This window comes from Novosphingobium sp. TK46 (assembly GCF_055361525.1).
Genome location: NZ_CM143963.1, coordinates 2311651 through 2335671, shown reverse-complemented (window position 1 = coordinate 2335671; position 24021 = coordinate 2311651). Strand labels below are relative to the sequence as shown.

Annotated in this window: 22 protein-coding genes, 1 tRNA gene and 1 riboswitch; of the genes, 10 read left to right on the top strand and 13 right to left on the bottom strand. The window is 63.6% G+C overall.

Features of this window, described 5'->3' with window-relative positions; genetic code table 11:
- Positions 1-39 precede the first annotated feature (39 nt).
- From ACXJ1Z_RS11190 to ACXJ1Z_RS11175, 4 genes are all read right to left on the bottom strand, one after another.
- Positions 40-564 (bottom strand): RNA polymerase sigma factor, encoded by a 525-nt coding sequence (locus ACXJ1Z_RS11190; protein WP_463776708.1) that lies wholly within the window; start codon positions 562-564, stop codon positions 40-42.
- A gap of 258 nt (positions 565-822) precedes the next feature.
- Entirely contained in the window at positions 823-1338 is a 516-nt protein-coding gene (locus ACXJ1Z_RS11185; RefSeq protein WP_463776707.1) for a DUF2141 domain-containing protein, read from the bottom strand.
- A 133-nt stretch (positions 1339-1471) separates the two neighbouring features.
- On the bottom strand, positions 1472-2170 hold the full coding sequence (locus tag ACXJ1Z_RS11180; protein ID WP_463776706.1) for an outer membrane protein: 699 nt from the start codon (positions 2168-2170) through the stop codon (positions 1472-1474).
- A gap of 145 nt (positions 2171-2315) precedes the next feature.
- Positions 2316-3008 carry a DUF3313 domain-containing protein gene (locus tag ACXJ1Z_RS11175; protein WP_463776705.1) on the bottom strand — a complete coding sequence of 231 codons (693 nt, stop codon included), beginning with the start codon at positions 3006-3008 and terminating at the stop codon, positions 2316-2318.
- Positions 3009-3276: 268 nt separating this feature from the next.
- Here ACXJ1Z_RS11175 and ACXJ1Z_RS11170 point away from each other — a divergent pair, with 268 nt between their 5' ends.
- On the top strand, positions 3277-3681 hold the full coding sequence (locus ACXJ1Z_RS11170; RefSeq protein WP_463776703.1) for a hypothetical protein: 405 nt from the start codon (positions 3277-3279) through the stop codon (positions 3679-3681).
- Positions 3678-3974: a hypothetical protein gene (locus ACXJ1Z_RS11165; RefSeq protein ID WP_463776702.1), complete on the top strand. Its 297-nt coding sequence runs from the start codon at positions 3678-3680 to the stop codon at positions 3972-3974. Before ACXJ1Z_RS11170 ends, ACXJ1Z_RS11165 begins: the two co-directional genes overlap by 4 nt.
- 88 nt (positions 3975-4062) lie before the next feature.
- Here the strand turns inward: ACXJ1Z_RS11165 and ACXJ1Z_RS11160 are convergent, their stop codons facing one another.
- The 5 genes from ACXJ1Z_RS11160 to ACXJ1Z_RS11140 all read right to left on the bottom strand — a co-directional run bounded on the left by ACXJ1Z_RS11160 (position 4063) and on the right by ACXJ1Z_RS11140 (position 9474).
- A complete protein-coding gene (locus ACXJ1Z_RS11160; RefSeq protein WP_463776701.1) occupies positions 4063-4869 on the bottom strand; it encodes a TrmH family RNA methyltransferase in 807 nt (268 codons plus the stop codon).
- A 194-nt stretch (positions 4870-5063) separates the two neighbouring features.
- On the bottom strand, positions 5064-5780 hold the full coding sequence (locus ACXJ1Z_RS11155) for a fimbria/pilus periplasmic chaperone (RefSeq protein ID WP_463776699.1): 717 nt from the start codon (positions 5778-5780) through the stop codon (positions 5064-5066).
- Complete coding sequence (locus ACXJ1Z_RS11150; RefSeq protein WP_463776698.1) at positions 5777-8320, bottom strand: TcfC E-set like domain-containing protein; 2544 nt, start codon at positions 8318-8320, stop codon at positions 5777-5779. The genes ACXJ1Z_RS11155 and ACXJ1Z_RS11150 overlap by 4 nt, the downstream gene beginning before the upstream one ends.
- Before the next feature lie 10 nt (positions 8321-8330).
- Entirely contained in the window at positions 8331-8828 is a 498-nt protein-coding gene (locus tag ACXJ1Z_RS11145; RefSeq protein WP_463776696.1) for a hypothetical protein, read from the bottom strand.
- Positions 8829-8907: 79 nt separating this feature from the next.
- Positions 8908-9474 (bottom strand): hypothetical protein, encoded by a 567-nt coding sequence (locus tag ACXJ1Z_RS11140; RefSeq protein WP_463776695.1) that lies wholly within the window; start codon positions 9472-9474, stop codon positions 8908-8910.
- 345 nt (positions 9475-9819) lie between these two features.
- Between ACXJ1Z_RS11140 and ACXJ1Z_RS11135 the strand changes: the two genes are divergently transcribed.
- The 4 genes from ACXJ1Z_RS11135 (at position 9820) to ACXJ1Z_RS11120 (ending at position 13752) form a co-directional block, all read left to right on the top strand.
- Positions 9820-10512, top strand: coding sequence for a response regulator (locus tag ACXJ1Z_RS11135; RefSeq protein ID WP_463776693.1), 693 nt, complete (start codon positions 9820-9822; stop codon positions 10510-10512).
- Positions 10502-11260 (top strand): histidine kinase dimerization/phospho-acceptor domain-containing protein, encoded by a 759-nt coding sequence (locus tag ACXJ1Z_RS11130; protein ID WP_463776692.1) that lies wholly within the window; start codon positions 10502-10504, stop codon positions 11258-11260. Before ACXJ1Z_RS11135 ends, ACXJ1Z_RS11130 begins: the two co-directional genes overlap by 11 nt.
- Positions 11261-11461: 201 nt before the next feature.
- Entirely contained in the window at positions 11462-13156 is a 1695-nt protein-coding gene (locus tag ACXJ1Z_RS11125) for a catalase (RefSeq protein ID WP_463776691.1), read from the top strand.
- On the top strand, positions 13156-13752 hold the full coding sequence (locus ACXJ1Z_RS11120; protein WP_463776690.1) for an ankyrin repeat domain-containing protein: 597 nt from the start codon (positions 13156-13158) through the stop codon (positions 13750-13752). Before ACXJ1Z_RS11125 ends, ACXJ1Z_RS11120 begins: the two co-directional genes overlap by 1 nt.
- 105 nt (positions 13753-13857) lie before the next feature.
- Here the strand turns inward: ACXJ1Z_RS11120 and ACXJ1Z_RS11115 are convergent, their stop codons facing one another.
- The gene (locus ACXJ1Z_RS11115; RefSeq protein ID WP_463776688.1) at positions 13858-14520 is read right to left on the bottom strand and encodes a TenA family protein; all 663 of its coding nucleotides are present in this window, start codon (positions 14518-14520) and stop codon (positions 13858-13860) included.
- A gap of 261 nt (positions 14521-14781) precedes the next feature.
- Positions 14782-15037, top strand: a riboswitch (cobalamin riboswitch).
- A 241-nt stretch (positions 15038-15278) separates the two neighbouring features.
- Between ACXJ1Z_RS11115 and ACXJ1Z_RS11110 the strand changes: the two genes are divergently transcribed.
- The 3 genes from ACXJ1Z_RS11110 to ACXJ1Z_RS11100 all read left to right on the top strand — a co-directional run bounded on the left by ACXJ1Z_RS11110 (position 15279) and on the right by ACXJ1Z_RS11100 (position 19328).
- Positions 15279-17420 (top strand): TonB-dependent receptor, encoded by a 2142-nt coding sequence (locus tag ACXJ1Z_RS11110; protein WP_463776687.1) that lies wholly within the window; start codon positions 15279-15281, stop codon positions 17418-17420.
- Positions 17407-18885 carry a PepSY domain-containing protein gene (locus tag ACXJ1Z_RS11105; protein ID WP_463776686.1) on the top strand — a complete coding sequence of 493 codons (1479 nt, stop codon included), beginning with the start codon at positions 17407-17409 and terminating at the stop codon, positions 18883-18885. The genes ACXJ1Z_RS11110 and ACXJ1Z_RS11105 overlap by 14 nt, the downstream gene beginning before the upstream one ends.
- A gap of 263 nt (positions 18886-19148) precedes the next feature.
- Complete coding sequence (locus ACXJ1Z_RS11100) at positions 19149-19328, top strand: hypothetical protein (RefSeq protein ID WP_463776685.1); 180 nt, start codon at positions 19149-19151, stop codon at positions 19326-19328.
- 241 nt (positions 19329-19569) lie between these two features.
- On the opposite strand, the gene ACXJ1Z_RS11095 is transcribed toward ACXJ1Z_RS11100, so the two are convergent.
- Complete coding sequence (locus ACXJ1Z_RS11095) at positions 19570-20016, bottom strand: DUF983 domain-containing protein (RefSeq protein ID WP_463776684.1); 447 nt, start codon at positions 20014-20016, stop codon at positions 19570-19572.
- Between the two features lie 522 nt (positions 20017-20538).
- Positions 20539-20629, bottom strand: a tRNA-Ser gene (locus ACXJ1Z_RS11090).
- Positions 20630-20704: 75 nt separating this feature from the next.
- Between ACXJ1Z_RS11090 and ACXJ1Z_RS11085 the strand changes: the two genes are divergently transcribed.
- On the top strand, positions 20705-21889 hold the full coding sequence (locus tag ACXJ1Z_RS11085; protein WP_463776682.1) for a peptidylprolyl isomerase: 1185 nt from the start codon (positions 20705-20707) through the stop codon (positions 21887-21889).
- Between the two features lie 9 nt (positions 21890-21898).
- Here the strand turns inward: ACXJ1Z_RS11085 and ACXJ1Z_RS11080 are convergent, their stop codons facing one another.
- Entirely contained in the window at positions 21899-24010 is a 2112-nt protein-coding gene (locus ACXJ1Z_RS11080; protein WP_463781230.1) for a RelA/SpoT family protein, read from the bottom strand.
- Between the last annotated feature and the right edge of the window lie 11 nt (positions 24011-24021).

Sequence of the window (24021 nt, the reverse complement as noted above, 5' to 3'; positions counted from 1 at the left end):
ACGACACCGAGGGGCGATCACCCCACCTGCGCCGGACGTTCATGTGTCGATCTCCTTGGCCAGATGACGCAGCGCGGTCGCCATGTGTTTTTCGACGCCCTTGCGCGATATGCCGAGGCGACCGGCGACCTCGGCGTGGCTGAGCCCGTCGATACGATGCATGCGAAAAACGCGGCCCGCACCGGGCGGCAATCCGGCGATCGCCTGGTCGATTTTGGCGGAGCGCTGCTGCGCTTCCAGCATGGTGAAGGCAGAGGGCTGATCGTCGACATATTCGTCGCCGATGCGGCTGGTGGTGCTGTCGGTCCACTCGCTCTCGCGCTTGGTGCGGCGTTGCCGCTCACGCGTGCGATCGATTACGAGGTTGAGGCCAATCCGATGCAGGTAGCCGACCGGATCTCCGATGGGGCCGGCGGTGCGACCAAGGCGCAGGTAGATCTCCTGCACTATCTCTTCCGCTTCGGCATGATCGCGCGTTCGGCTGGTGAAGAAGCGCAGCAGCCGTTCGCGATTGGCGATAAACGTGGCTGCCAGGCCCGACGCGTCGCTGCGAGTCTCATCCATGGCCGAACCAACGCTCCAGGCCTTCGGCTGACGGCCGCGCGCCTATCGTCAAGTCGGGCATCCGCTTTGTCCGATCGATCGATGAAGTCGGCATCAAAAAGTGGCCAGTGCCGCGATGGGATGGAGAGACTGTGACGATCATCCCTACGAAGCTTCTTCATCTGACGGGCCAGGAGGGCCGCAGCGTCCCTTGGCACAGACAAGCGCGGCGCGCCACGATCATGCACGGACGCTGGCGTCCCGATGGCGCACGGTCGTTCAGCGCGACGCCAGCACGAAACCGCGAATGCCCTTCATGTATTGCATGGTGACCGGCACGGTGCGCGGCGAGGAACCGACCGTCACCACCGCATTTTGAAGCCGGGGGCGCGCAAAGCCGATGGATCGTGCGACCGGCAGGCCCGCACCGTCCTTGCTGAAGCTGAACTTGTCCAGTCCGTCGCGGTCGTGGATGACGACCAGCGCGTAAGTGCCCGGTCCCGGCGCACGCAGGCATATGCCGACCGCCCCCGACTGCCCGATCGCGGCGACGCTGCGGCGGAACACCTTGCCATCGTGAAGCAATTTGTCCTTCGGCTCCAGGAAATCGGCCGGTGTCGCCGGATAGAGTTCGGCGATGATACGCCCGGTCCTGTCCTTGAGGCCGGATACCTCGATCGCCAGTTGCGACCCTTGCGTGCATGGCGCGGCAGCCCTGGCCGTCGCGACGAGCGTAAACGGCGCCGAGATCAGAACCAGGGTCCGTACCGCATCGGCGGGTAAATGACGAAGCATCGTCTCGATCCTTTCGGTATCTTCGGCACGACCGCACACGAAGGAATGGCCACGTCGCCTCGGTGAAAAACGACGTGGCCGCCCTTGGCGCTAACCTTGGGACTTTTCCTTCCTTCGCGCGGAGGGGACGCGCTTAGAACTTGTAGCGGACGCCGACGGTGCCGGAGATGTTGCGGATCTTGGGCTCGAACACCGCAGGATCGCCGCCGCTCACGCCGTCGAACTTCAGGCCACTGATCTGGGTGTAGCGGCCACCGACTTCGAGCGTCACCTTGGGCGCCACGGCGAAACCGACGCCGGCATCGGCGTGCCACATCAGGCCCCAGTCCTTGTCGGCATAGCTGGTGGACGTCTCAAGAATGGTGTCGGTACGCGACAGCTTGGCGTTGACGCGCGCCGCGCCCACACCGCCGCCGACGAACGGCTGGATGACGCTGCTGCCAAGAGGAATATCGACATAGCCGTTGATCGACACGAACATGCTCTTGTTTCGCCCGGTGCCGGTAAAGCCATCCTCGTCCAGGCCCTTGGCCTTCGAACTCATGTAGCCTGCGGTCTGCTCCAGGCGGAACATGCCGAAGTCGTAGCCGCCGCCCAGTTCGCCGGTGAAGCCCGAATCGTACTTGGTCTTGCTGTCGAAAGTGGCCGTCGCCGGAAGATCCTCTTCGTTGAACTTCTGATCGGGGCTGACGGACACACCACCGCGGGCAACCGCATAGATGCCCGTATCGGTCGCCTGCGCCTGTGCCGTGGTGGCAAGCGTTGGGATCGTGATGGCACCGGCGATGCACAGAATGGTCTTGAAGCGCAGCATGATTGTATTTCCCATCATGAGCGCCGCTCCCTGTGAGCAGCGCTTGAAAGAGGGTTTAGGGGCAGAGGATCGAGAGGCGCGGGAGGCTTGATGGAGGATCGATGGACCCAGCTTTTTTACGCGAATGCGCCTCAAGCATCGGGAATGCCGCATCCCCCCCGCGTCACTTGTCGTCCGACCTGTTCGTCAGTTTCTCGCGCAGTTCGCGCGCGCCCTTGCGTATGCCGGCCATCGGCGCCTTGAGCGAACCCATCGCCGCGCCGACGTTCATGGCGCCAGGGTACTGCTTGGCGACTTCGGCCAGCAGCAGCTTGTCGGTGATGCTGTCGTACACCTCAACCGCATAGATCACCGATCCGGTCATCGTGCCTTCCTTGCCGCGAATACCCTGAAAGGCGTTGTACGGTCCGCCGGCTATGTCGAAGCGCGACAACGGGCCGAGCACCGCCTTGCTGGGTGTCGCCCCGGTCAGCGTCAGGTGGATATGCAGCGCCACACGCTCGGGCCGATCGACGATCTCGAAGTCCTTCTCCAACTCGGCGCCGAACTGGTCCTCCATGTAGTCCGCAAGCTGCTCGCGCTCATCCTCGGAAAGCTTGTGGAACTGGGCGTCCCGGCCGTCATAGATTTCCACGGGGTCGAGGATGACCTTGTAGTAACGACGCCAGTTCACGTCTTCGGCGAAACGATACGGTACGTGCCCCGCGTCCTTCTGGTCGCTTGGCTCCAGCACCGGGGATGAAGCCAGCCCGGTGTAGAAGACGGGGGCCGGACTGGCGCACCCTGCAAGCCCGACCGCGCCGATGAGCGCAATCGCGTAGGGCGGCCATGTTTTCGAGGATTGCGTCAATGCCATGGTCTCCACCTGTCCGAGAGCCGGTTCTGGAAGGCAGGGCCCCGGCCATTTCAGACCGATCCTTGCACGCGGTCCATGGAGTACCCGTGCGGCATTGATGGAGCGGCGATGGAGGGACACGGATCGACGATCGTCGATGGCGTCTCCATCATCGCTCCACGCATGTCGGCGACCTTGCGCGCGGCACGAACAGGCGGCGCAAGAACATCGTCGGGTTGGACGTGCGCGCGTTTTACTCAAGCTTCCCGATTACAAGGAAACCCGAACGATGACCTATCGTCTTCCCACCGCCCTACTGGCCTCGGTCATGTTGCTGGCCCCGGTATCCACGATGGCCCAGGGCCAGGCAGACGCCCGAGGCGAGTGGCTCGTCACCGGCCAGATCGACGGCAAGCCGTTCTCGGCGAACTGCGATTTTCGTCCGCAAGGCACCCGGCTGGCTGGTGCCTGCACCGACATCGCCAAGGGCGACAAGGCCAAACCGGGCAAGGTGCACACGATCTCACGCGGTAGCGTCAGCGGCAATAGCCTGCGCTGGACTTACCCCATCAAGGTCATGATGATGTCGATCGACATCAATTTCAGCAGCACGATCACCGGCGAACGCATGTCGGGCACGATCGAGGCCAAAGGGCGCGAAGGCCAGTTCACCGCTGTGAGGCGAGCCGCATGATCGTCTCAGCGCACCGCGATCAAGCCAGTATGCCCGCAGCACAGTCGCCCATCATGACGGATCGTGCCGATCAACCGCGTCGGCTCAGAGTGGCCGTGGCGGGATTGACCATGCCCTGCCTGCTGTTGTTACCGGGATGTTCGCTGGCGACGCTGCCTTTCAAGGCGACCAGCAAGGCAGTCGACTGGACCACCACCAGCCAGGACGAGGCCGATCGTAACCACGGGCGGGCCATTCGCAAGCACGAGGAGCGCGAGGATCGTTGCGCCCGCCGACGCTATGCGGACTGTTGAACGATGCGGTAGTGGCTTGGCCGGGGAAGGCGCTCGATCCGAGGCGGCATCCGCGGTCGGCGCCGCCTCCATGCCGGCCCGGGCGGGGTCACGTCCTCGCGGTGGCGACGTGGTGCAGGACGATACCTGATGTCGTCGCCACGTTGAGCGAGTCGAACCCGGCCGCCATCGCTATCCGAACACTGTCCGCGCGTCGCAGGATATCGGACGACAGACCCGGACCCTCCGCACCAAGGAGCACGGCCGTGCGATGGCCAGGTTGCCAGTCCTTCAGCAGGTGACCGCCATCAGGGCTCAAGGCGACGGGCGCGAAGGCGTGGCGTCGCAGGACTTGGACCGGATCCTGCGCGCGCTCCAGCTTCGCGAACGGCACCAGCAGCGCAGCGCCCACCGACACGCGGATCGCCTTGCGGTAGAGGGGATCGCAGCAGTCGAAGCCAAGCATCACCGCATCGACACCGAAGGCGGCGGCATTGCGGAACAGTCCGCCCATGTTGTCGTGATTTGCGATGCCGCACAATACAAGCACCGTAGCTGGCCCGTCGATACCCGCCAGCAGTTCGTCGGCCGTCGGCGTTCGGGTGCGACGTCCGATCGCCAGGATGCCACGGTGCATGGGAAACCCGGCGATCGCGTCCAGCACTGGCTGCGTCGCCACGTACACCGGCACATCGTCGCCAAGGCGCGAGAGCATCGGCCCGAGCGCAGTCACCCGCTTGCTGGCGATCAGCAGCGACTGCGGGCGGTGCATGTCGCTGTCGATCAGCTTTTCGACGACCACGCGTCCCTCGGCGACGAACAAGCGGTCGCGCCCCACGAGGTCGCGCTCCCGAATGTCGCGGTAGGCCTCGATCCGCACGTCGCGGGCGTCGTCGATATCGATCAGATTGGGCAATTGCAGACGGCTTCTATGCTACGAGACCTGGGCACTTGTGGGGCCACTACCGCGAAGAAGCCGGCAGGCCCAGCGCCGATGCCGCCCAAATCGCCAACGGGCGACCTACAGTACGCGATACCGGCACCTTGCCCCTTTCGGCAACGATCACCTTGCTGAGCCGCCTGCCGCCGCCTGTGTCCAGCAGCTGGATCTCAGAAGGTCATCTTCGTCGCGGTTCTGGCACCGTGGACCCGGAATTCCACACGGGCGCCAGGCCGGATGGGCATGGACATGTCCGCTCCCGCATAGAGCCGCGCGGACGGCAAAGGCGTGCAATTGCCTTGGCCGGCATCGCACTGGCGCCCATCGGCCATCTCCACGCTGGCGTTCGAGCCGTTATGGAAGGTGATCGTTCCCGCTGCGCGCGTGGCGGTGACGTCTCCGGCGATCGTCGTCGGCCGGGCGATGATCAGCACGTCATAACCCACGAAAACCTTCAGTGACGTTTCTTCCGCCTGGACGGATCCCGCAACCGGCTTGATGGTCAGGCGAAACACCCGCTCCTTCTGATCGCGCGGGGCAAGCAGGGCCACCCGCACGAGCTTGCTCTCATGTGGTTCGAGCACGAGCTTCTGCGGCGTGACCAGCAGGCCGGTCACGGTAGGGTCGGCGCCCTCGATCCGGCTCTCGTTCGGTTTGCCGGGGGACTGGATGATCGCAGGCTCGGCGACGACGTACTGGCGCTCGTCGCCGGTGTTGGTGACCTCGATATCGTCGCGCGGCGGCATTGCCGGGGTGAGGTCGACGATTACCTTGTTCAGCGCGATCGCCGCACTGGCTGCGGGAGCGTGGAGTGCCGCGAGGCAGGCGGCGATCAGCGCCAGACCTTTGGGGAGCCGCACCGCCGGCTGAGTAAATGCATGAGTCATGTGCTGCCTTTCGAGGCGGTTTGGGCAGGATTGGTCGAAGCGAAGGACGAAGGAACGAGGATATGGCAGACCTGATCGCCGATCGCGGAATAACCCTCGACGGGGGCCAGCGGCGGCAGTGCGACGGAGCACGCCATGCCGTCGCGGGCGTGGACGGTAAGCGTGGCGCCGCTTCCCGTCTGGATAAGGAAGCGACCCTGCTCGTCGCTTTGCGCAAGATCGCTGCCGGCGGTGATGTCGGCATGGGCAAGCGGCTTTCCATCGACGCGCACGAGGCGCCCGAAGACGGCAGCGACAGGGGTCACGCGCCAGTTCATCCGGGCGACGTTGCCGGGATAGAGGCTCACCTGCCTGACGTTCGCATCATAGGCACTCAGCGTCCCGCCCTTGCTACGGATTCGAACGGCATAGGCGCGGTAAGACGGCAGTGCGATCGTCACCTTGTCTCCGGCTCGCACCGTACCGGCTACGCGATTGTCGATGACGATCTCGAACGCGCCGCCACGTTGCTCGGCATCGACTCCGACGATGAGCATCGCCTCGCCATTGCCCGCCTGGCTCAACCGCACGCCGCTACCATCCGCCACCAGCGCGGTGTGCATCGAAGCGCCGAACTGCAGCTTGTCGCGATCAAGAGGCTGGATGAGGTTGACGCTCGCATCGCCGATCACGCCGTGGGCGTTCGCCTGCGCATCGGCATAGCTGACGCCGTTCGCATGCTGCACGCCGCCGTCCACCTGAACTTGCGTATCCAAGACATCGTCGAACCGGCGCGACATTCTGAAGCCACCGTACAATCCGTTGCCCTGCAGCCTTCCACCTGACGCGGCCTGCCCGCCGGCGACCGCGGTGTACGTCGTGCGCGGGCGCGTTATGTTGAGCGCCACGCCCGCATAGCCCTGGCGGCCCAGGCTGGTAAAAGCATATGACGCGTTGAGATCCAGCGTCATGGCACCGCGACGCACCAGCGGCAGGTAGAGACCGGGGCCGATAGAATAATCGCGGCGCCTGCCCTCCTGCCGGCGATAGCTGCCGGCCATGGTCAGCCGTGCAGAGCCCAACCGATATCCCATGGCGCCGCTGACCTGGCTGTAAGCGCCGACGTCCTGCGTATATTGCAGCCCTCCCGGCACCGGCAGTACGAAGGTGGTCGCCGCCAGCAAGGGGCCGCCGCCGGGATTCGATACGTGGCGCGCGTCGAGGTCGACGGACAAGGGCCCTTGATCGGTGCGGGACACATGCCCGTAAAGACCCAGACCGCCACGGCTGGATGCGTGCACCGAGGCATTGAACTGCCAACTGGACGTCAGCATGGTCGCTCCGGCGGAAACCCACTGCCTGCGATCGGTGCCGATCAGGCCCAGGTTGATGCTCAAAGTGGGGCGCAGGCGCCGGGCCCAGCCAGCCTGAAACAGCGGCGTGTGCGTCACATCGCCGACGATACCCTCGCTGTCGCGTACGAACGCGCCGGCATAAAGGAAATAGGCGTCATGGCCCTGAACCGCCATCGCGGGGTTTCGCGAGAAGAAGCGTCGTTCTTCGCGGACCTGCCCTGCCGCCGTCGTGATGCGCAGGATCAGCGTATAGGAGCCGCTGGGAAGCCCTGCGGTGTCCAATGCCTGATTGCCCGCATCGTATGCCTGGGAGGACATGATATTGCCGTTTACCAGGATATCGACGCGGGAGCGCTGTTCCAGAAAGATGATCAGCGGGCTGCCCATCAACTGATCGCGATCCAGCCGGGTGTCGAACTGCGTCGAGATGCCACCGCCCAGGACCTTGATGCGATCGATCAGCATGTCGCCCGGCACCCAGAAAGCACCGGCGCGAAATCGCAGGCCGGGCCGATCAAGCTCTCCCACGAACGTGTCGGTCTGGAACCCGGAGTAGCTGGCCTGCTGGATGTTGGCGCGGATGCGACCGGTGCCGATGCCCAGGACGGCATTGTTCTGCACGAAGTACTGCACCGGCAGGCTTCCACCGCCAGACGCGGTGGCGGAAAGGAAGTTTACCACCCCCGGCGCGGAGGAGGGTTGCGGAAGGTTCTGCATCCGCACCGCGGCGCGCACGGTGAGATAGCGCGGATTGATGACGATATCGACGCGATAGCGCGCGCCGTCATAGACGATGGCGGCGACGTCGGGGGTAGGCCGCGCACAGGCTGCGTCCGCACCGGGCCGGCATACAGCCTCGCCATGGGTATCCAGGTCGGACACCGCGAGCGCCGCCAGCACGCGCGGCCGGTCGTTGATCTCGGGAAGACTGTCCACGAGCTTGCGGGGATCGACGAAGCGGAAGTGCCCGCCTTGTACGACGGCAAGCGCCTCGCCCACCCGGCTATCGTTCATGAAGACGTCGACGACGACCTCTTGCGGGGCAAGCAACACTTCGAACCCCTCGGGCGCGGCAACCTGCATCGCGCTCTTGTGCCGCTGCGCAATAGCGGTCTCCTGCGCACCGCAGGCGTTTGCGCTCGATGCGATGGCAAGGACGAGCCCTGCCGCGTGGCAGGCGGCTTCAAGAAAGGGCCGACGCTTCATCGTACGCCGGTCAGTTAGGCGATATCAGCAGCGTCAGCGTCCCGGTGTAATTGCCGGACTGCGCCGCGCTGAGGCTGGCGGCGGGGAGCGTGACGACGAGGCTGGCGGCCCCCGCAAGAAGGCTGCCGAACGAACAGAGCAGGTTCAGCGGATTGGGGGTGAACCGGGTGCCCTGGCCCGCGGTCAGGGGGGTGCCGGACGTCTGCGATCCCAATGATGCCCACTGCACGGTGTACGGCATCTGTGCCGCGCTGTTTGCCAGATTGCCCAGCGTGAAGGCGTTCGAAGGCCCGGAGCCAGTGGCTCGGACGGTGTAGTTCCCGGTGGAAGTGAAGACGCACAGCGTTTGCGACATCGTCTGGTTTGCGGTTACCGAGGCAACGGTGCCGAACGACATATCGGTCAGCGAACCGATCTGGACGTTCTGCGCCCATGCTGATGCCTGAGGGCTGAATAGCCCGGCGATGCTGAGGGCCCAGCCTATCGCACGGACTATCCGCGGTGGCATGATCTTGTCCCCCAAGGCCGGTGTATGCCCATCTCCCGCTGCCCCGCGCCGAACCGGCGCTGCGAGCGCCCGTTTCCGGTTACTGGGGCGTGACGAGCAAGGTCAGCACGCCCGCATAAGCGGCATTCGCGACCATCGCCGCCTGATCGGTAGCGCCGATCGAGACGAGCAGGGTTGACGTCGGGCTCGCGCCAAGTCCGCACAGCGGTGCCACCGCCGTGCTGGTGAAAGCGGCGGAGGTGACGTTCGTGGTCAGTGCGGTTCCCGAGGTGGCGCCCGCGGTGTTGGCCCACGCCACCGAATAAGGGATCGCCGCGTTGGCGCCGCTGGCCAGAGTGAAGGCGCTGGTCGTACCGTTGCCGGTGGCCTTGATCGTGTAGCTTTTGCTGGCGGTGTTGCTCCAGACGCAGATGTTGTCGGTCTGCTGCGCGGTCGCGCCACCAGTCAGACCCGAAAACGTGATGTCGTTCAGATCGGATATCTGGACCAGACTGTTGATCGTCGCGTTGATGGTGACGGTACCTGTGGATGTCGCGCCAATAGCGCCTTGGGTGGCGGCGTTGGCGGAGAAGCAACTGACCAGACTGCCGATAGCGACCATGCTGCTGACGAGGCGGCGAAGCGGCTTATCAGTATAAGTAGTCATACTTAAATACCTTATTTTAGACATCCGGCCCGTTGTTCGTGAAATGCCGCTATAATGTGATGCAAATCTTAGAAACTCATCGTTAACGAGTCCTTTTCGTTGTCGAATAGCGAGGCTTTGTTTTGCAATCGCTTCGGCTGTATCATCGTGATCGAAGCGGCTGCATCCGCATGAACAGCGGTATTGCGCCGGGTTTAAGGCTTGGCGCTGATGCGGAAACCGCCTGGATTCAGACATCCCTGCCCGCATGGCTCAGGCTGAAATGGTCGCAGCGCTTGCGTTGGAGGGGCCACCTCCACAAGACCTCCATCGAGTTGAGCCATCGGGGCGCGGTGAGGTGCGATAATGGTAGCTAAGATATTGGTCGTCGAGGACGAGCGGGAGATCGCGGATCTGCTGGTCGCTTACATCGAGCGGGCCGAAATGCAGGTTCTGCGCGCCACTTCGGTGTCGGAGGCGATCATGATCCATGGTCAGAACGCGCCTGATCTGGTGCTGCTCGACATCGGTCTGCCCGGGGGCGATGGGTTGGACGTACTGGCGGCTATCCGTCGTCGCTCTGGGACGCCAGTCATCATGCTTACCGCGCAAGGCGACGACGTCTCGAAACTTTCGTCGTTCCGGATCGGTGCCGACGATTATGTGGTCAAGCCGTTCAATCCCGCCGAGGTGATCGAGCGCATTCGCGCGGTGTTGCGCCGCGCGAATGGGGAACGTGAGCCCAAGCGGCTGTCCTGCGGACCGCTGAGCATCGATCTCGAGGCTCGACTGGTGAGCTGTGTCGATGGCGAACACGCGAATCGCCGCCTGAACCTGACCCCCACCGAGTTCGATATCCTGGCCCACATGGCCCGCTATCCGCGCCGCGCGTTCTCGCGAGCGGAGTTGCTGGAAGCCGCCGCGCCCGGCAGCGAAGCCTTCGATCGCGTCATCGACAGCCATTTGTCGAAATTACGACAGAAACTCGTCAGCGTCGGCTGCAAGGATATCATCGAGCCCGTGCGCGGGGTCGGTTACCGCCTGTGGCTTGGCGATTGATCGTGCCGCGCATGGCTACGAGCCGTTCGCGACGCGCCCCGCGGTTCCGGCGATGAGCGGGCCGTGCCCGTCGAATCACGACTACGCGGCGCAATCACAGTCCCAGCCTGATCCTCGACGACGTCCCGACGTCTTCGTATCCGGTTTGGCGCACGAATTGCGCACACCGCTTACCATCGTCAAAGGTCGGCTGCACGGCTTGAAGGACGGCATCATCGATCCCGCATCCGGTGAGTGCGACCGCTTGCTGACGCAGATCGATCAGTTGATGCGGATCGTCGACGATCTCGGCGCGCTGGCAAAGGCACAGGCCGGCAATCTGACTCTGGACCTGCGCACGGTCGAGGCATCGCGGATCATCGAACACGCGACGCGTATCGTCAGAATCGAGGCTGCCGAAACGCAGATTCGGCTGGTGGTGACATGCGCGGCTTCCGAGATCCGCTGCGATCCTGTCCGCCTTTCGCAAGCGTTGCTGTTGCTGCTGCGCTCGGCCGGTGAATCGATCGTGGCGCGGCGGGCAAGACGAACCGGCCCTACGCAAGCCGCCGTACTGTCCCTTCGGTTGGAAGCGCGCGACGATGGCTGTGCGGCGCTCGCGGTCAGTTGCGAAGATCCCTGGGAGATCGGGCTAAGGCCGGCATTGGCCTTGTCCCTTATCCACGCGCACGGCGGCAGCGTGGCCGTGAGCCGACAGGGTTTCTGCAACGACGATTTGCAGATCGTCGTGACCCTACCAGCGGCCTAGGGCAGGCTTCAACGCTCGTCGCAGCGCAAGCCGGGCGCGATACGCCTTGGGGATCATTGCTCCGCCAATTTTTGAAAGTCGTGCCAGGTTCCTGCAACCTTGCGCCAAGATGAACGATCTTTTCCGATCACTGACAGTGGTCAAGGTCGCTGGCTGGCCCACGCCTGCTCCGCCATGATCAGAAGAACACGGAGAAGACGCATGACACGGTTCGATAAGCTTGCCCTCGCCACTGCCATGTCGGTGATCCCGCTGACGGCTTATGCGCAGACTGGCGGTACGGCGGAAGCCACGCAGGTCGAGAACCGCATGACCACCGTCGCCGAACCGATCGCCGCATACAAGCCCGCCGCGGCGCAGGCGGGCGTCGAAAACACGGTCGACGCACAGGGCGGTGCTCGCGCCGCCGGTGCGCCGCAGATGACCCGCGATAATGGCGCGCCCATCGGCTCGAACCGCAACTCGCTTGCCGCCGGCGATAATGGTCCGGTGCTGCTGGAAGACACCACCCTGCTCGAAAAGCTCGCCCGTTTCGATCGCGAGCGCATTCCCGAGCGTGTCGTCCACGCGCGCGGCACCGGTGCGCTCGGTGTTTTCCGCGCCACCGCAGGCTTGTCCGATGTAACGACGGCTTCGCTGTTCGCCAGTGGCAAGGAGACGCCGGTCTTCGTGCGGTTCTCCACAGTGATCCACCCCTCCGGCTCGCCCGAGGGCTTGCGCGATCCGCGCGGCTTTGCGGTGAAGTTCTACACGGACCAGGGTAACTGGGATCTGGTGGGCAACAACCTGCCGATCTTCTTCATCCGTGACGCGATCCAGTTCCCGGACATGATCCACTCGCTCAAGCCTTCGCCGGTGACCAACAAGCAGGATCCGAACCGCCTGTTCGAATTCTTCTCCGGCACGCCCGAGGCGACCAACATGCTGGTCCACGTGTACTCGAACCTTGGCACCCCGGCTTCATATCGCACGATGGACGGCAACGGAGTCCACGCGTTCAAGCTGGTGAACCAGGACGGCAAGGTCGTCTTCGCCAAGTTTCGCTGGATCAGCCGCCAGGGCGTGAAGAACCTGAATGGCGATACCGCCAACAAGGCTCCGTTCAATTACCTGACAGACGATCTCTATGGAGCGATCGCGGCGGGCGAGAACCCAACCTGGGATCTCATGATCCAGACCCTGACACCCCAGCAGATCGGCAAGCTGCCATACAACGCGTTCGATGACACCAAGGAGTGGTTGAACGTACCGTTCCGCAAGATCGGCGAGATGACGCTGAACCAGGTGCCCGACAACTTCTTCCGCTGGACCGAGCAATCGGCCTTCGCCCCCGCCAATCTGGTGCCCGGTATCGAGGCTTCGCCCGATCGCATGCTGCAGGGTCGGCTCTTCTCGTATTCCGACACGCAGCGCTATCGCATCGGCGCCAACGTGATGGACCTTCCGGTAAACCGCCCGCGAGTAGCGGTCGTCAACAATAACCAGGATGGGCAGTTGGATGCCGCCGAGAAGACCGGCAAGGTCGACGTGAACTACTTTCCGTCGGTCACGCAGGGCAAGACGGTGAACCCGGCTTACGCGCCGACCCCGACCAGGATCGACGCGATCGCGCAGACGGCGCCGATCTCCAAGACCGAGCCATTCGACCAGGCGGGTCAATTCTACCGCTCCTTGAGCGCGGCGGACAAGGCCGACCTCGTGAAGAACCTGGCCGGAGATCTGGGCGTGGTCACTTCCATGCGTACCAAGGTGGTGATGGTCAGCTACTTCGCGCAGGCCGACAAGGATCTGGGTAGCCAACTGGCACAAGCCGTCGACGTGCCGATGGACGAAGTTGCCCGGGCCATCAGCGAGTACAAGACGGCCCTCCCCGCCCGCTACGAGGGCAAGCAGTGATGTTTGCCCTGCTTATCGCGACCGCCCTCGCCACTGCCCCGGCTCCAGCCACCGGGGCTACGGAGAAGGCGCCGACCGGACAGGCTCGCTCTCAACAGGCGGCAACCCTGCCCTCGCCCGCGCGGCGGCAGGAGTTGCTGTTCGAAGCGGCCAAGCTGGGCCGGGCGGACCTGATCCCCGTGCTGGTGCGCAATGGCGCCGACGTGAACGGGTACGATTCGCGCGGCTTCACACCGCTGATCCTGGCCGCCTACGACGGTCAGGGGGGTGCCGTCGAAGCGTTGATCAAGGCTGGCGCGGACGCCTGCAAGCCGGACCTCAACCAGGGCAACACCGCGCAGATGGGCGTCGCATTCAAGGGTGACGACCGGATTGCCGCGCGCCTGCTTAAAGAAAAGTGCGACGTCAACGCACGCAACAAAGCTGGGCAGACGGCACTCATGATGGCGTCGCTGTTCGGCCGCGCTGCGCAGATCGACATGCTTATCGAAGCCGGCGCCGACAAGGCGCTCGTGGACAGCTCGGGCCGCTCCGCCGCCAGCGTCGCGGACGCGCAAGGCAATCAATCCGTGGCCCGAAAGTTGGATACGCCGTAACGGGCAGCACCGTTTTCGCTCGGCCGGGCGCGGCGCCTGCCGGTATGCCGACCGGCGTAGCCGCGAACGCAAGGCGCGAGGATCACCGTTGCGATCGCGCCGGGATCAGATCGGCCATCCGATCTGGTGATAGGCTGAATCCCAGAACATCCATTCGTAGCGGGTGGCTGTTCGGAACGCCTTGGCCATCGCCGCAACGGTGCCGGGCGACGCGGTGCTCGCCGCCGCATCCACCAGCGCACGCACTCTGCCTGTCGCCTCGCCGAACGCGGGGTCGGCGTACGTGTCGATCCATGCGTCGTATGTGTTCGCTTGCACCGCGATCGGCTTGATGTGGCATCCCACTTCCCAATACACCCAGAAGCATGGGAGGATGCCGGCGATCAGCTCCTCATAGCTGCGGGTTGCCGCCAGGCTGGCAAGGTAGCTGGTATAGCCCAGGCAAACCGGGCTGGGTTCGGTCATGCCCGCAACTGCGGGAGTCACTTCGAAGCGCGCGAAGAACGACTGGTGGAGGACTTCCTCGACCTGCACGGCAACTTTGGCGCCATCCGAAAACTCGAGCCTGCCCGCCGCGGTCGGCGCGCGAGCCGCAGCGATCGCGAGGACGCGGGCGTATTCTGAAAGGTACAGGCTATCTTGCACGATATAGTGCTGAAAGCTGGAGACGGGCAGCGTTCCTGCGGCGAGTTCGGACAGGAACGGCTGCGCCAGGATAGCACGCCGGATCGAAGCGACCTCATCCCACATCGCATCGCAAAAGCTCATTGAGTGATCCTTGGTTGAAGTTGCCCGGACCGCCGTCGCGAACAGCCTCCTTGCAGACGTGAACGAGATGAAGCCCGGCCCGGCAGCCGAGGAGCACCGGCAATAGGCGCTTCAACATACGGTGTCCCCCTGTCTGTTTTGCTGTCCACGTTTTCGTTCGGCAGCCGTCCCGAGTTCGCCGGCCGGCAACACACTGCGGGCTTGCGGATACGACGGACGCTAGCTATCGGGCGGCCGTCCTGCTCGTTCCATGAACGGCCGGGATACTGATCGCGCCGGTTCCTCGAAAGAGGATTAAAAGGGAACGCGGTGAAGGTGATCGACAGCGATGTCGGGCATCCGAAGCCGAGGCTGTCCCTGCAACTGTAAGCGGCGAGCGCGATGTACATGTGTGGCGTGGGCAGAAAGCCACGCCGCCAGCCACTGGGTCGGACGCTAAATCGAGCGAGGCCTGGGAAGGCCGTGCATCAAGCGATGACCCGCGAGCCAGGAGACCTGCCGGCGTCTGGTCGCTCTTGCCTATGGCCCAGGGGATGGCCGCGGCACGGTGAACTCCGTCTGAGCGACGAAGATGCGGCGGGGACCGCAACGGCGTTTGCGCCGGGCGTCTGCGCGTCCGTTCGGCACACCGTCGTCCGCAGATCGTGCGGAGGCCCCCGTCGGATGTCGCTCGGCGCCGGGGGTAAATCGTCATGTGCAGGAATTATCGTAATCACGCTGGATGGAAGACACTCGTTCTGGCCACTTCGCTTTCGGGCATGCCCGGCGTTGCCGTGGCAGAGGATCGAGCAGGGTCGGAGCAGACGGAAGCCGAGGACATTCTCGTCGTCGGTCAGGCAGGTCTGGGGCTCAATCTACCCACCCAGACCGGCAGCCGGCTCGGGCTGACACCGCTCGATATGCCAGCCAGCGTGTCGACGGTGGATGGCGACGCAATTCGGATGCGCGGCGATCTTACCGTCGCCGAGGCGGTATCGCGCGCGCCGGGCATAACCAACGCCTCGAACCAGGGCGACGGCGGCACGGCACTGGCGGCCCGGGGATTTGCGGGCCAGGGATCGGTCCTGCAACTGGTCGATGGGGTCCGCCAGTTCCCCCTGAACGGCACCGTCACGTTCCCGAGCGATCCGTGGAACGTGGATCGTATCGAGGTTCTGACCGGCCCGGCCTCGGTGCTCTACGGGCAAGGCGCACTCGGCGGTGCGATCAATGTCATCAGCAAAAAACCGTCCGATCGGCAGGTGATAGACCTTCAGGCAAGCTACGGATCCCAGAACACAGCGCAACTCGCCGCCGGTGCCGGTGGACCGCTCGGCGATGTCCTTGGCTACCGGATCGATGCAAGTTATCGCCGGTCCGACGGCTATGTGGATCGCGGTCGCAGCAAGTCCTTCGCGCTTGGCGCGGCGCTTGCCTTCACGCCTACCGACGAATTGTCGATCTCGCTACGCGCGGACTACGCGCGCAAGGAACCGATGCGGTATTGGGGTACGCCGCTGGTCGCAGGCCGCATCGACGACCGCCTTCGCCACCGCAACTACGAGGTATCGGACGCCACGATCCGCTACCTCGACGACCGCGAGACGCTGACGATCGAATGGTCCGCGAACGACGCGATCACCTTTTCGAACGCGACGTATCGCATGGATACGAAGCGGACGTGGTACTCGCTGGACCTGTATTGCTTCATCGAGGCTGACGGCGATTGCCGGAACGGTCTGGGCAGCGGGACGCCGGGGAACGTCTATCGCGCAGACAACGTCGGGATCATCCATGACAGCCAACAAGTCGGCAACCAGGGCACGGTCGCGATCAAGACACCGCTGAGCGGCGCGATGGCGAATGACCTGGTGCTCGGCTTCGATGCCAATTACATCAAGCATGATTACGCGCACAACTTCGACTTCTCGACTTACACGGACGAGGTCGATCCCTTCGACTTCGATCCCGGCTTTCTCGCAAGTCGAGACCAGACCCTCCCCCGTTACCGCACGCGCACCCGCGAATGGGCGATCTTCGGTGAGGACCGGCTCAAGCTGAACAGCCGGCTCTCGCTGATCGCCGGGTTTCGCTATGAAGAGGATTGCGTGAAGCGCCGCAACTTCGTCTATACCGATGGCGTGATCTCGGGCACGGCCAACGCGTTTCCGGGTGGCGTCGCGCAGAAGAAGTTCACCGATTTCACCTGGCGCATCGGCGCGGTCTATCAGCCGAGCCCCACGATCTCGATCTATGGCCAATACGCGACCGGCGTCGATCCGATCGGCACGCTGACCACTTTTACCACGAACGCGGCACAGTTCCTGTTCACGAATGCCAAAGGCGATCAGATCGAGGCCGGCATCAAGGCCAGTTTTCTCGATGGTCGCGGATCGGCGACGTTTGCCGCCTACCGGATCGTGAAAAAGGGGCTGGCGGCGCAAAGGGTGACGAACGGTCCGATCGAGCAGATCGGCAAGCAGGCGTCCCAGGGCATCGAAGCCTCGCTTTCGCTTCTCCTCGCCGGCGGCTTCGGGATAGAGGCCAACGGGACGATACTCGACGCCGAGTACAAGAGCTTCCTGAGCGGCAACGTCGATCTATCCGGGAACACACCCTTCGATGTTCCCGAGCGTGCGGGCAATCTGTGGCTGACGTGGCAGGGCGATCGCGGGCTGCGCGCGCAAACCGGGCTGCGCTATGTGGGTCGGCGGTATACCGACACGGCAAACGCTTTCCGCATCCCGGGCTATACCGTGATCGATGCCGGGATCTCCTATGCCGTGACTAAGAACGTCGCGATCGATCTGCGTGGGCTCAATCTGTTCGACGAACGATATGCGATCTCGGCCTACAACAATGAACAGTGGATCCTCGGCCGCCCCCGCTCGGTAGAGGTCGCGCTTCGTGGCCGCTTCTAAGGGCAAGGCTCAAGCGCCGGGTCACAGGATCAAGCGCTGGCTCTATCTTGTCCACCGCTGGATCGGCATCGCGTCCTGCCTCTTGTTCGCCACCTGGCTGCTGTCTGGACTGGTGATGATCTACGTCCCTTTTCCGTCGCTGACGGCGCGGGAGACGGCGAGAGGTCAGGATGCCATCGATTGGCTGCGGGTGAACGTTCAACCGCTCGCCGCGCTGGAGCAGGCAGGCACCGGCCTGCCGCGGTCAATGGCCCTCGAGATGCGCGACGCTTCGCCGGTATGGCGCATCGAACCCTGGACTGGCAGTGCGGTCACGGTCCCTGCCACGGCCGGCGAAAAGCTGGCCCCTGTCGATGCGTCGCTCGCCCGCCGCGTAGCGGAACGGTTCGGCGGCAACCCGGCCGGGACGATAAAGCTACTCGACCGCGATCAGTGGACCGTGGCTGGCGGCTTCGATCGGCACAGGCCGTTATGGAAGGTGTCGCTCGCCGATGCGGTCGGCACCGAACTCTACGTATCGTCTGCCAGCGGCGGCGTGGTGCAGAAGACCGATCGCCGCGAACGTTTCTGGAACTGGGTGGGCTCGGTCCCACACTGGATCTATCCCACCGTACTTAGGCAGAACAACGAGGCCTGGCGGCAAGTGGTGATGTGGGTGGCGGGACCATGCATCGCGGCGATCGTCACGGGAATGTGGATCGGCATCCTGAGAGTGCGGGTCGGCAAGCGCCGTTTCCGCGATGGCCGGATCATACCCTATCGCGGCTGGATGTGCTGGCATCATATCGCCGGGCTGACAGGCGGTTTCGCATTGCTGACATGGATGTTCAGCGGCTGGCTTTCGGTGGACCCATTCCATCTCTTCGCAAGCAGGGGCATCGCAACGAGATCGCTCGCGGTGTACGCGCATGCGTCGCCGCCCCTGCCGCTTGCGCCCTGGAAACTTGCCACGTTGGCCCCGGACGCCAGACGCATGACGATAAACTGGTCTGCGGGTCGCGAGTTGTTAACGATCGATCGAGCCGATGCACCCGTCATTCTGGATGCCCGGACCCTCAAGGCGCCGCAAAGAAGCTGGAACGATCTGCAAGCAGCGGTGCGAAAGCTCGTCCCCGACGCTTCGGTCATCTCCGTGCAACGCCTGACCACACCCGACGCCTATTGGTACGAGGTCGGCTCGCCGCCGAAATTACCGATCCTGCGCGTCCGGTTCGACGATGCTGCCGCCACATGGGTCCACATCGATCCTGACAGCGGCATGCTGCTGGGTGACCTCGACGCGAGACGACGGCTTTACCGGTGGTGCTTCGACCTTCTGCACAAATGGGATCTGAACGGCCTCACGCTGAACCGCCCGTCGTGGGACATCCTTTTGTGGTCGCTCTCGATCGTGGGATTGGTCACGTCCGTCAGCGGCATCTTGATCGCCTGGAGACGCCTCAGGCGCCCCCGCCGCGGCGGCTGACATTGGTTGTCGCCTGCTTGTCCCTTGGCGAAGTACTCGCCGACCAGCTTGGCAGCAGGTTGTTCTACCGCAGCGTTGACGCCGGCCGTGTTCGATGGGTGAACGCTTTGCTAGGTATGGTGGTTTGAACGTAGGATATGCTCACAACATACCGAACTGCGACGCGTTTAGCGGTAAATGAAAATATCGGAGTATGACGAATGCAGCGGCAAGGCCTCGTGGGGGCCCTTCTTGGATGGAAGCGTTCTCCAAGTGAAAGCGGAATGGTGATCACTGTGCAGGCGCTCGCGCCGCACTCGGTCGAAACTGACAGCCATCGTTTTGAGGTTTCACTCGCTCTCAATGATCGGCAGATCCGCTCCCTTGCCCGTGACCTTCAACGCGCGGCCGCGGAGCGGGGCGTCACCCTGTGGGCCAAAAAGCGTTGGTGGCAGCTTTTGTAAGCTGAAGGCGAGGCTGCTCCCGCGTCGTTCACCACCAAAAAAAGGCTCCAAGGCAGCATCGCAGGCTGCCCTATTCCCCCTCGCGACCCTTCTCTGCTTGCCAGTGGGTGCATTTGTTTGACCGAGCCGCGTACCCTCAGCCAAGTCGTTGCGATTGTTGCCAACATACTGCGTATTCTCGATAACCAGCTCATCGAAAATCGACACTTCGATGGTTGCTCCGATGGGACAATGCACGACACTACGGTCGATTATCGTCGTCTTTTTCCCGCAATTCGTCGCGCGAATTCAGTTTGGCCCAGAGCTTTTCGGTTCCAGCCTCCTGCGCATTGTTCACGTATGCCGAAGCCACCAACCACCCCTTGATATACTGTAGCGGAAGAACGCAGCCTAGACCAAGCAAGGGTATCGACGTGACAAGATGAACCCAAAAGGGCGGCTCGAATCTGATCTGCAGCCAAACTACGAAGAACGTGAGCGGGAAGGCGACGATGCAGAGCGAGAAAAACGCTGGCCCATCGTCAGGTGCCGCAAAATTGTAGTTCAAATCGCAGACCGGGCATCGATCCTGCAGCTTCAAAAACTTCCGGAACATGCGCCCTTTGCCGCAGCGCGGGCAAAGCCCCTTGATCCCGCAATGCAGTATCCAGCGCGCGTTATCATTGGGCACCCGTGCATCATCGCTCATATCAACCAAGTCCAGTTACTCCGGTCGGTCGTTGATGTAAGCGGCAAATATACCGATGCAAACCGAGCGTGCTGTCCGTCCAGCGCAGCTGAGCGGCGTTCCTTGTAAGCCTTCGATCGACTAGATAACGTTTCAGGCTCAAACGGTTTTGGAAGTGGGCCTGGACAGAAAGCGAACCTCTGGCGGGCTTAATCTGCCTGAACCTGCCGCCCCGCTTCCGCGGGACCTTTTCTACAAATATGGGCCCTAACCTGATCTTCCACAGCCTCACCTTCTCGTTCCAAATGTCGAATCCGCGCCCGAAGAGCATGTCTTTCACGTTTTTCAAGCTAAGCGGAAAGCGCACATACATCAGCACCACCAGCCGGATCACCCTTCGGTGAAAAACTGAAGTACCGCGATAGACTGAACGGCCTGCAAGGACAAAGCATTCACCTGCCCTTCCCCGGTTAAGCTTACCTGCCATTGCACCTATTTGACAGAGCCACCTGGCTTAACAATCAAGCTTTTAACGCGAGAAAATGGCGGAGCGGGAGGGATTCGAACCCTCGATACGCTTTTGGCGTATACTCACTTTCCAGGCGAGCGCCTTCGACCACTCGGCCACCGCTCCGCATGCACTGGAGGGGCGGGCCCTAGCGTGGCGCGGGGGGTTACGCAAGCGGTGCGGTCGTGGCATCAATCAACGATGTCGTTTCATCCTCGTTTCGCCTTGATCCCCGCCGCGTCATGCCTCGCAATGTTCGGGCAAGCTTATGCGGACGCCGCGCCAGCGGCGCCCGCAGGCGCCCCGCAAACAGCGCCAGCAGCGCCGGTCACGCCGGCACAGATCGTGGCCGACGCGCCGGCAGCGCAGTGGGTTGCGATCGCGCCGGACAATTTGCTGGTGATGGATCTTGCGCCGCCCGCTGCGTTGCCCACCGCGCCGGTCGCAGTTGCGGCGGATGCCACCGCTTCGCAAAGCACCACCTTGGCGAGCCCCGGCTCCGGTTCGGATGACGCTTCGCCCGTGGCTGCGACGGTCACCGCTCCGATGGTCGCGCCGGTCGCACCACCGCCGTTACGGCGGGTCGTGATCCAGCTGATCGCCCCCCCGTATTCGCAAGGATGGGTAGCCAATATAAGAGTGCTGGCGGCCGAGCACTGGTGGGATGGACTGGCGATCGTGAGGGCCCAGGACAACTACGTGGTGCAATGGGGCGATCCGCAGGCCGAAAATGCGGCGCAGGCACGGCCGTTGCCCTCGGTCCTGCAGAAGATGCCCCAGGCCGACTACGTGGCGGGCAAGCCCGGCGATTGCGGACAGTTCGCAGATATCTGCCCACCCGCCTCGCTGGCGTATCTGACCACCAAGGAAATTCGCGACTCCTATGCGCAAAGCGCCGGTTTCGTGGGAGGATGGCCTGTCGCCGTCGAGGGCGCGCGCAGTTGGCCGGTGCATTGCTACGGCGCGGTCGGCGTGGGCCGCAACGTGGCACCGGATACCGGCAGCGGCGCCGAACTCTATGCGGTCATCGGGCAGGCACCGCGCCAGCTCGACCGTAATATCGCCGTCGTCGGGCGAATCATCGAGGGCATCGAGAACCTGTCGTCGCTGCCGCGCGGAACCGCGGACCTGGGGTTCTATGCCACGCCCGAGGAACGCACCGGTATCGTCTCGATCAGGCCGGGCAACGAAGTTCCCGACTTGCCTCGCTACGAGTACCTCGCGACCGACAGTGCCAGCTTCGCCCGCTATGTCCACGCACGCGCTAATCGCAAGGACGATTTCTACATCCAGCCCGCAGGTGGCGTCGACGTGTGCAACGTGCCGGTACCGATCCGCCGGATGGCCAAACCAGTTGTCAACAAGAAGAAGCGCGGCGCCAAATAGACGCTCGCCTTAAACCCGCTGCGCTTCAGCGACCGCCTCGCTAGCACGCAGGGAGCCGACGATACGCGTAAGATGCGCCAGGTCCGTGGCCTCCAGGTCCACCTCGTAGGTGCCGAAAGGCTCGTCGCGCTGCACCATCTGCAAGTTGACGACGTTGGCACGATTGCGTGCGAAAATATCGGTGACTTCGGCCAGTGTGCCCGGGCGGTTGTACAGCACCAGCCGCAACCGACCGATGGCGCCGGTCGTCGTCTCGCCCCAAGACACGTCGAGCCAGTCGGCATCGAGGCCGCTGGCCAGCGTCAGGCAATCGATCGTGTGCACTTCGACCTTGTGATCGGGTCGCCGCAGACCGACAATGCGGTCCCCCGGTACCGGGTGGCAGCATTCGGCGAGATGGAATCCCATCCCGGGCGTCAATCCCTTGATCGATATCGCCTGCTCCTGCATCGGCCAGCCGGCATCCTCAGGCAACGCCGCGGTGCTACCGGGGACGAGCGCCTCCATCACCTGCCTGTCGGTCAGGCGGGCCGAGCCGACGGCGAACATCATCTCCTCCTCGTCGCGCAGGCCAAGACGATTGATCGCGGCGACCGTGGCCTTCTTGCCGATCCGGCCGGGAAGGCGCGAGGCGATCTCGTCGAACAGCTTGGCCCCGATCGCGGCGATCTCCTGATGCTCCTTGGCGCGTACGGCACGGCGGATCGCGGCGCGCGCCTTGCCGGTGACGACGAAGCCCAGCCATGCCAGCTGGGGCTCGGTGCTGTTGCTCTTGATGATCTCGACCACGTCGCCGTTGACCAGCCGCGTGCGCAGCGGGACCAGCCGCCCATTGATCTTCGCCCCCACAGCGGCGTTGCCCAGCTTGGTGTGCACCGCGTAGGCGAAGTCGACCGCGGTCGAGCCCTTGGGCAGCTGGTGCAGCGCGCCCTTGGGAGTGAAAGCGAAGATGCGATCGGCGTAGATCGCCAGCTTGGTATGCTCGAGCAGTTCCTCGGCATCATGACTGGCGTCGACGATCTCGATCAGATCGCGCAGCCAGCCAACCTGTCCATCGGGCCTGACGTTGCTGCCGGGCCTACCGCCGCCCTGCTTGTAGGCCCAGTGCGCGGCGAGGCCGAACTCGTTGGTGCGATGCATGTCGCGGGTGCGGATCTGCACCTCCATCCGCATGGAATTTTCATAGATCAGCGCGGTGTGGAGCGACTTGTAGCCGTTCGACTTGGGGGTCGAGACATAGTCCTTGAAGCGGCCCGGGATCATCTGCCAGGTCTGGTGGAGCACGCCCAACGCGCGGTAGCAATCCGCCGGTTCTTCGACGAGGACGCGGAACGCCATGATGTCGGTGATCTGTTCGAACGTGACGTGGCGCTCGCTCATCTTGCGCCAGATCGAGTACGGGTGCTTCTCGCGCCCGGCGACTTCGACGACCAGCCCGGCCTCGGCAAGGGCTTGGCGGATGGCAAAGGCGATCGCGTCGACCTGACCGCCGTCCTGGTTGCGGATCTGCGTCAGCCGCCCGGTGATCGTGGCGTAGCCCTCGGGCTCGAGCTGTTCGAACGCGAGCAGCTGCATCTCGCGCATGTACTCGTACATGCCGACGCGCTCGGCGAGCGGCGCATAGATATCCATCGTCTCGCGCGCGATGCGCCGGCGCTTGTCCTCTTTCTTGATGTAGTGGAGCGTGCGCATGTTGTGCAGCCGGTCGGCAAGCTTGACCAGCAAAACGCGCAAGTCCTCGCTCATCGCCAGCAGGAACTTGCGCAGGTTTTCGGCCGCGCGCTCGTTCTCGGGCATCGCCTCGATCTTCGACAGCTTGGTGACGCCATCGACCAGCCGCGCGACATCGGGGCCGAACATCTGCTCGATGTCCTCGATGGTGACGAGGGTGTCCTCGACCGTGTCATGAAGCAACGCGGTGATGATGGTCGACTGGTCGAGCTTGAGCTCGGTCATCAGCCCCGCGACCTCGATCGGGTGGCTGAAGTAAGGATCCCCGCTGGCACGCTTTTGCGAGCCGTGTTTCTGGACGGTATAGACGTAGGCGCGGTTCAGCAGGGCCTCATCGGCCTCGGGCGCATATTCCAAAACGCGTTCGACGAGTTCGTACTGGCGTAGCATCCTGCCGTTCA

What these genes read in the sequence shown, in the direction of transcription:
- ACXJ1Z_RS11185 (WP_463776707.1), bottom strand. Translation starts at nt 1,338, where the DNA reads ATGCTTCGTCATTTACCCGCCGATGCGGTACGGACCCTGGTTCTGATC.
- ACXJ1Z_RS11155 (WP_463776699.1), bottom strand. Translation starts at nt 5,780, where the DNA reads ATGACTCATGCATTTACTCAGCCGGCGGTGCGGCTCCCCAAAGGTCTG.
- ACXJ1Z_RS11110 (WP_463776687.1), top strand. Translation starts at nt 15,279, where the DNA reads ATGCCCGGCGTTGCCGTGGCAGAGGATCGAGCAGGGTCGGAGCAGACG.
- ACXJ1Z_RS11085 (WP_463776682.1), top strand. Translation starts at nt 20,705, where the DNA reads ATGTCGTTTCATCCTCGTTTCGCCTTGATCCCCGCCGCGTCATGCCTC.
- ACXJ1Z_RS11170 (WP_463776703.1), top strand. Translation starts at nt 3,277, where the DNA reads ATGACCTATCGTCTTCCCACCGCCCTACTGGCCTCGGTCATGTTGCTG.
- ACXJ1Z_RS11145 (WP_463776696.1), bottom strand. Translation starts at nt 8,828, where the DNA reads ATGCCACCGCGGATAGTCCGTGCGATAGGCTGGGCCCTCAGCATCGCC.
- ACXJ1Z_RS11150 (WP_463776698.1), bottom strand. Translation starts at nt 8,320, where the DNA reads ATGAAGCGTCGGCCCTTTCTTGAAGCCGCCTGCCACGCGGCAGGGCTC.
- ACXJ1Z_RS11165 (WP_463776702.1), top strand. Translation starts at nt 3,678, where the DNA reads ATGATCGTCTCAGCGCACCGCGATCAAGCCAGTATGCCCGCAGCACAG.
- ACXJ1Z_RS11135 (WP_463776693.1), top strand. Translation starts at nt 9,820, where the DNA reads ATGGTAGCTAAGATATTGGTCGTCGAGGACGAGCGGGAGATCGCGGAT.
- ACXJ1Z_RS11115 (WP_463776688.1), bottom strand. Translation starts at nt 14,520, where the DNA reads ATGAGCTTTTGCGATGCGATGTGGGATGAGGTCGCTTCGATCCGGCGT.
- ACXJ1Z_RS11080 (WP_463781230.1), bottom strand. Translation starts at nt 24,010, where the DNA reads ATGCTACGCCAGTACGAACTCGTCGAACGCGTTTTGGAATATGCGCCC.
- ACXJ1Z_RS11125 (WP_463776691.1), top strand. Translation starts at nt 11,462, where the DNA reads ATGACACGGTTCGATAAGCTTGCCCTCGCCACTGCCATGTCGGTGATC.
- ACXJ1Z_RS11140 (WP_463776695.1), bottom strand. Translation starts at nt 9,474, where the DNA reads ATGACTACTTATACTGATAAGCCGCTTCGCCGCCTCGTCAGCAGCATG.
- ACXJ1Z_RS11095 (WP_463776684.1), bottom strand. Translation starts at nt 20,016, where the DNA reads ATGAGCGATGATGCACGGGTGCCCAATGATAACGCGCGCTGGATACTG.
- ACXJ1Z_RS11180 (WP_463776706.1), bottom strand. Translation starts at nt 2,170, where the DNA reads ATGATGGGAAATACAATCATGCTGCGCTTCAAGACCATTCTGTGCATC.
- ACXJ1Z_RS11120 (WP_463776690.1), top strand. Translation starts at nt 13,156, where the DNA reads ATGTTTGCCCTGCTTATCGCGACCGCCCTCGCCACTGCCCCGGCTCCA.
- ACXJ1Z_RS11100 (WP_463776685.1), top strand. Translation starts at nt 19,149, where the DNA reads ATGGTGATCACTGTGCAGGCGCTCGCGCCGCACTCGGTCGAAACTGAC.
- ACXJ1Z_RS11190 (WP_463776708.1), bottom strand. Translation starts at nt 564, where the DNA reads ATGGATGAGACTCGCAGCGACGCGTCGGGCCTGGCAGCCACGTTTATC.
- ACXJ1Z_RS11175 (WP_463776705.1), bottom strand. Translation starts at nt 3,008, where the DNA reads ATGGCATTGACGCAATCCTCGAAAACATGGCCGCCCTACGCGATTGCG.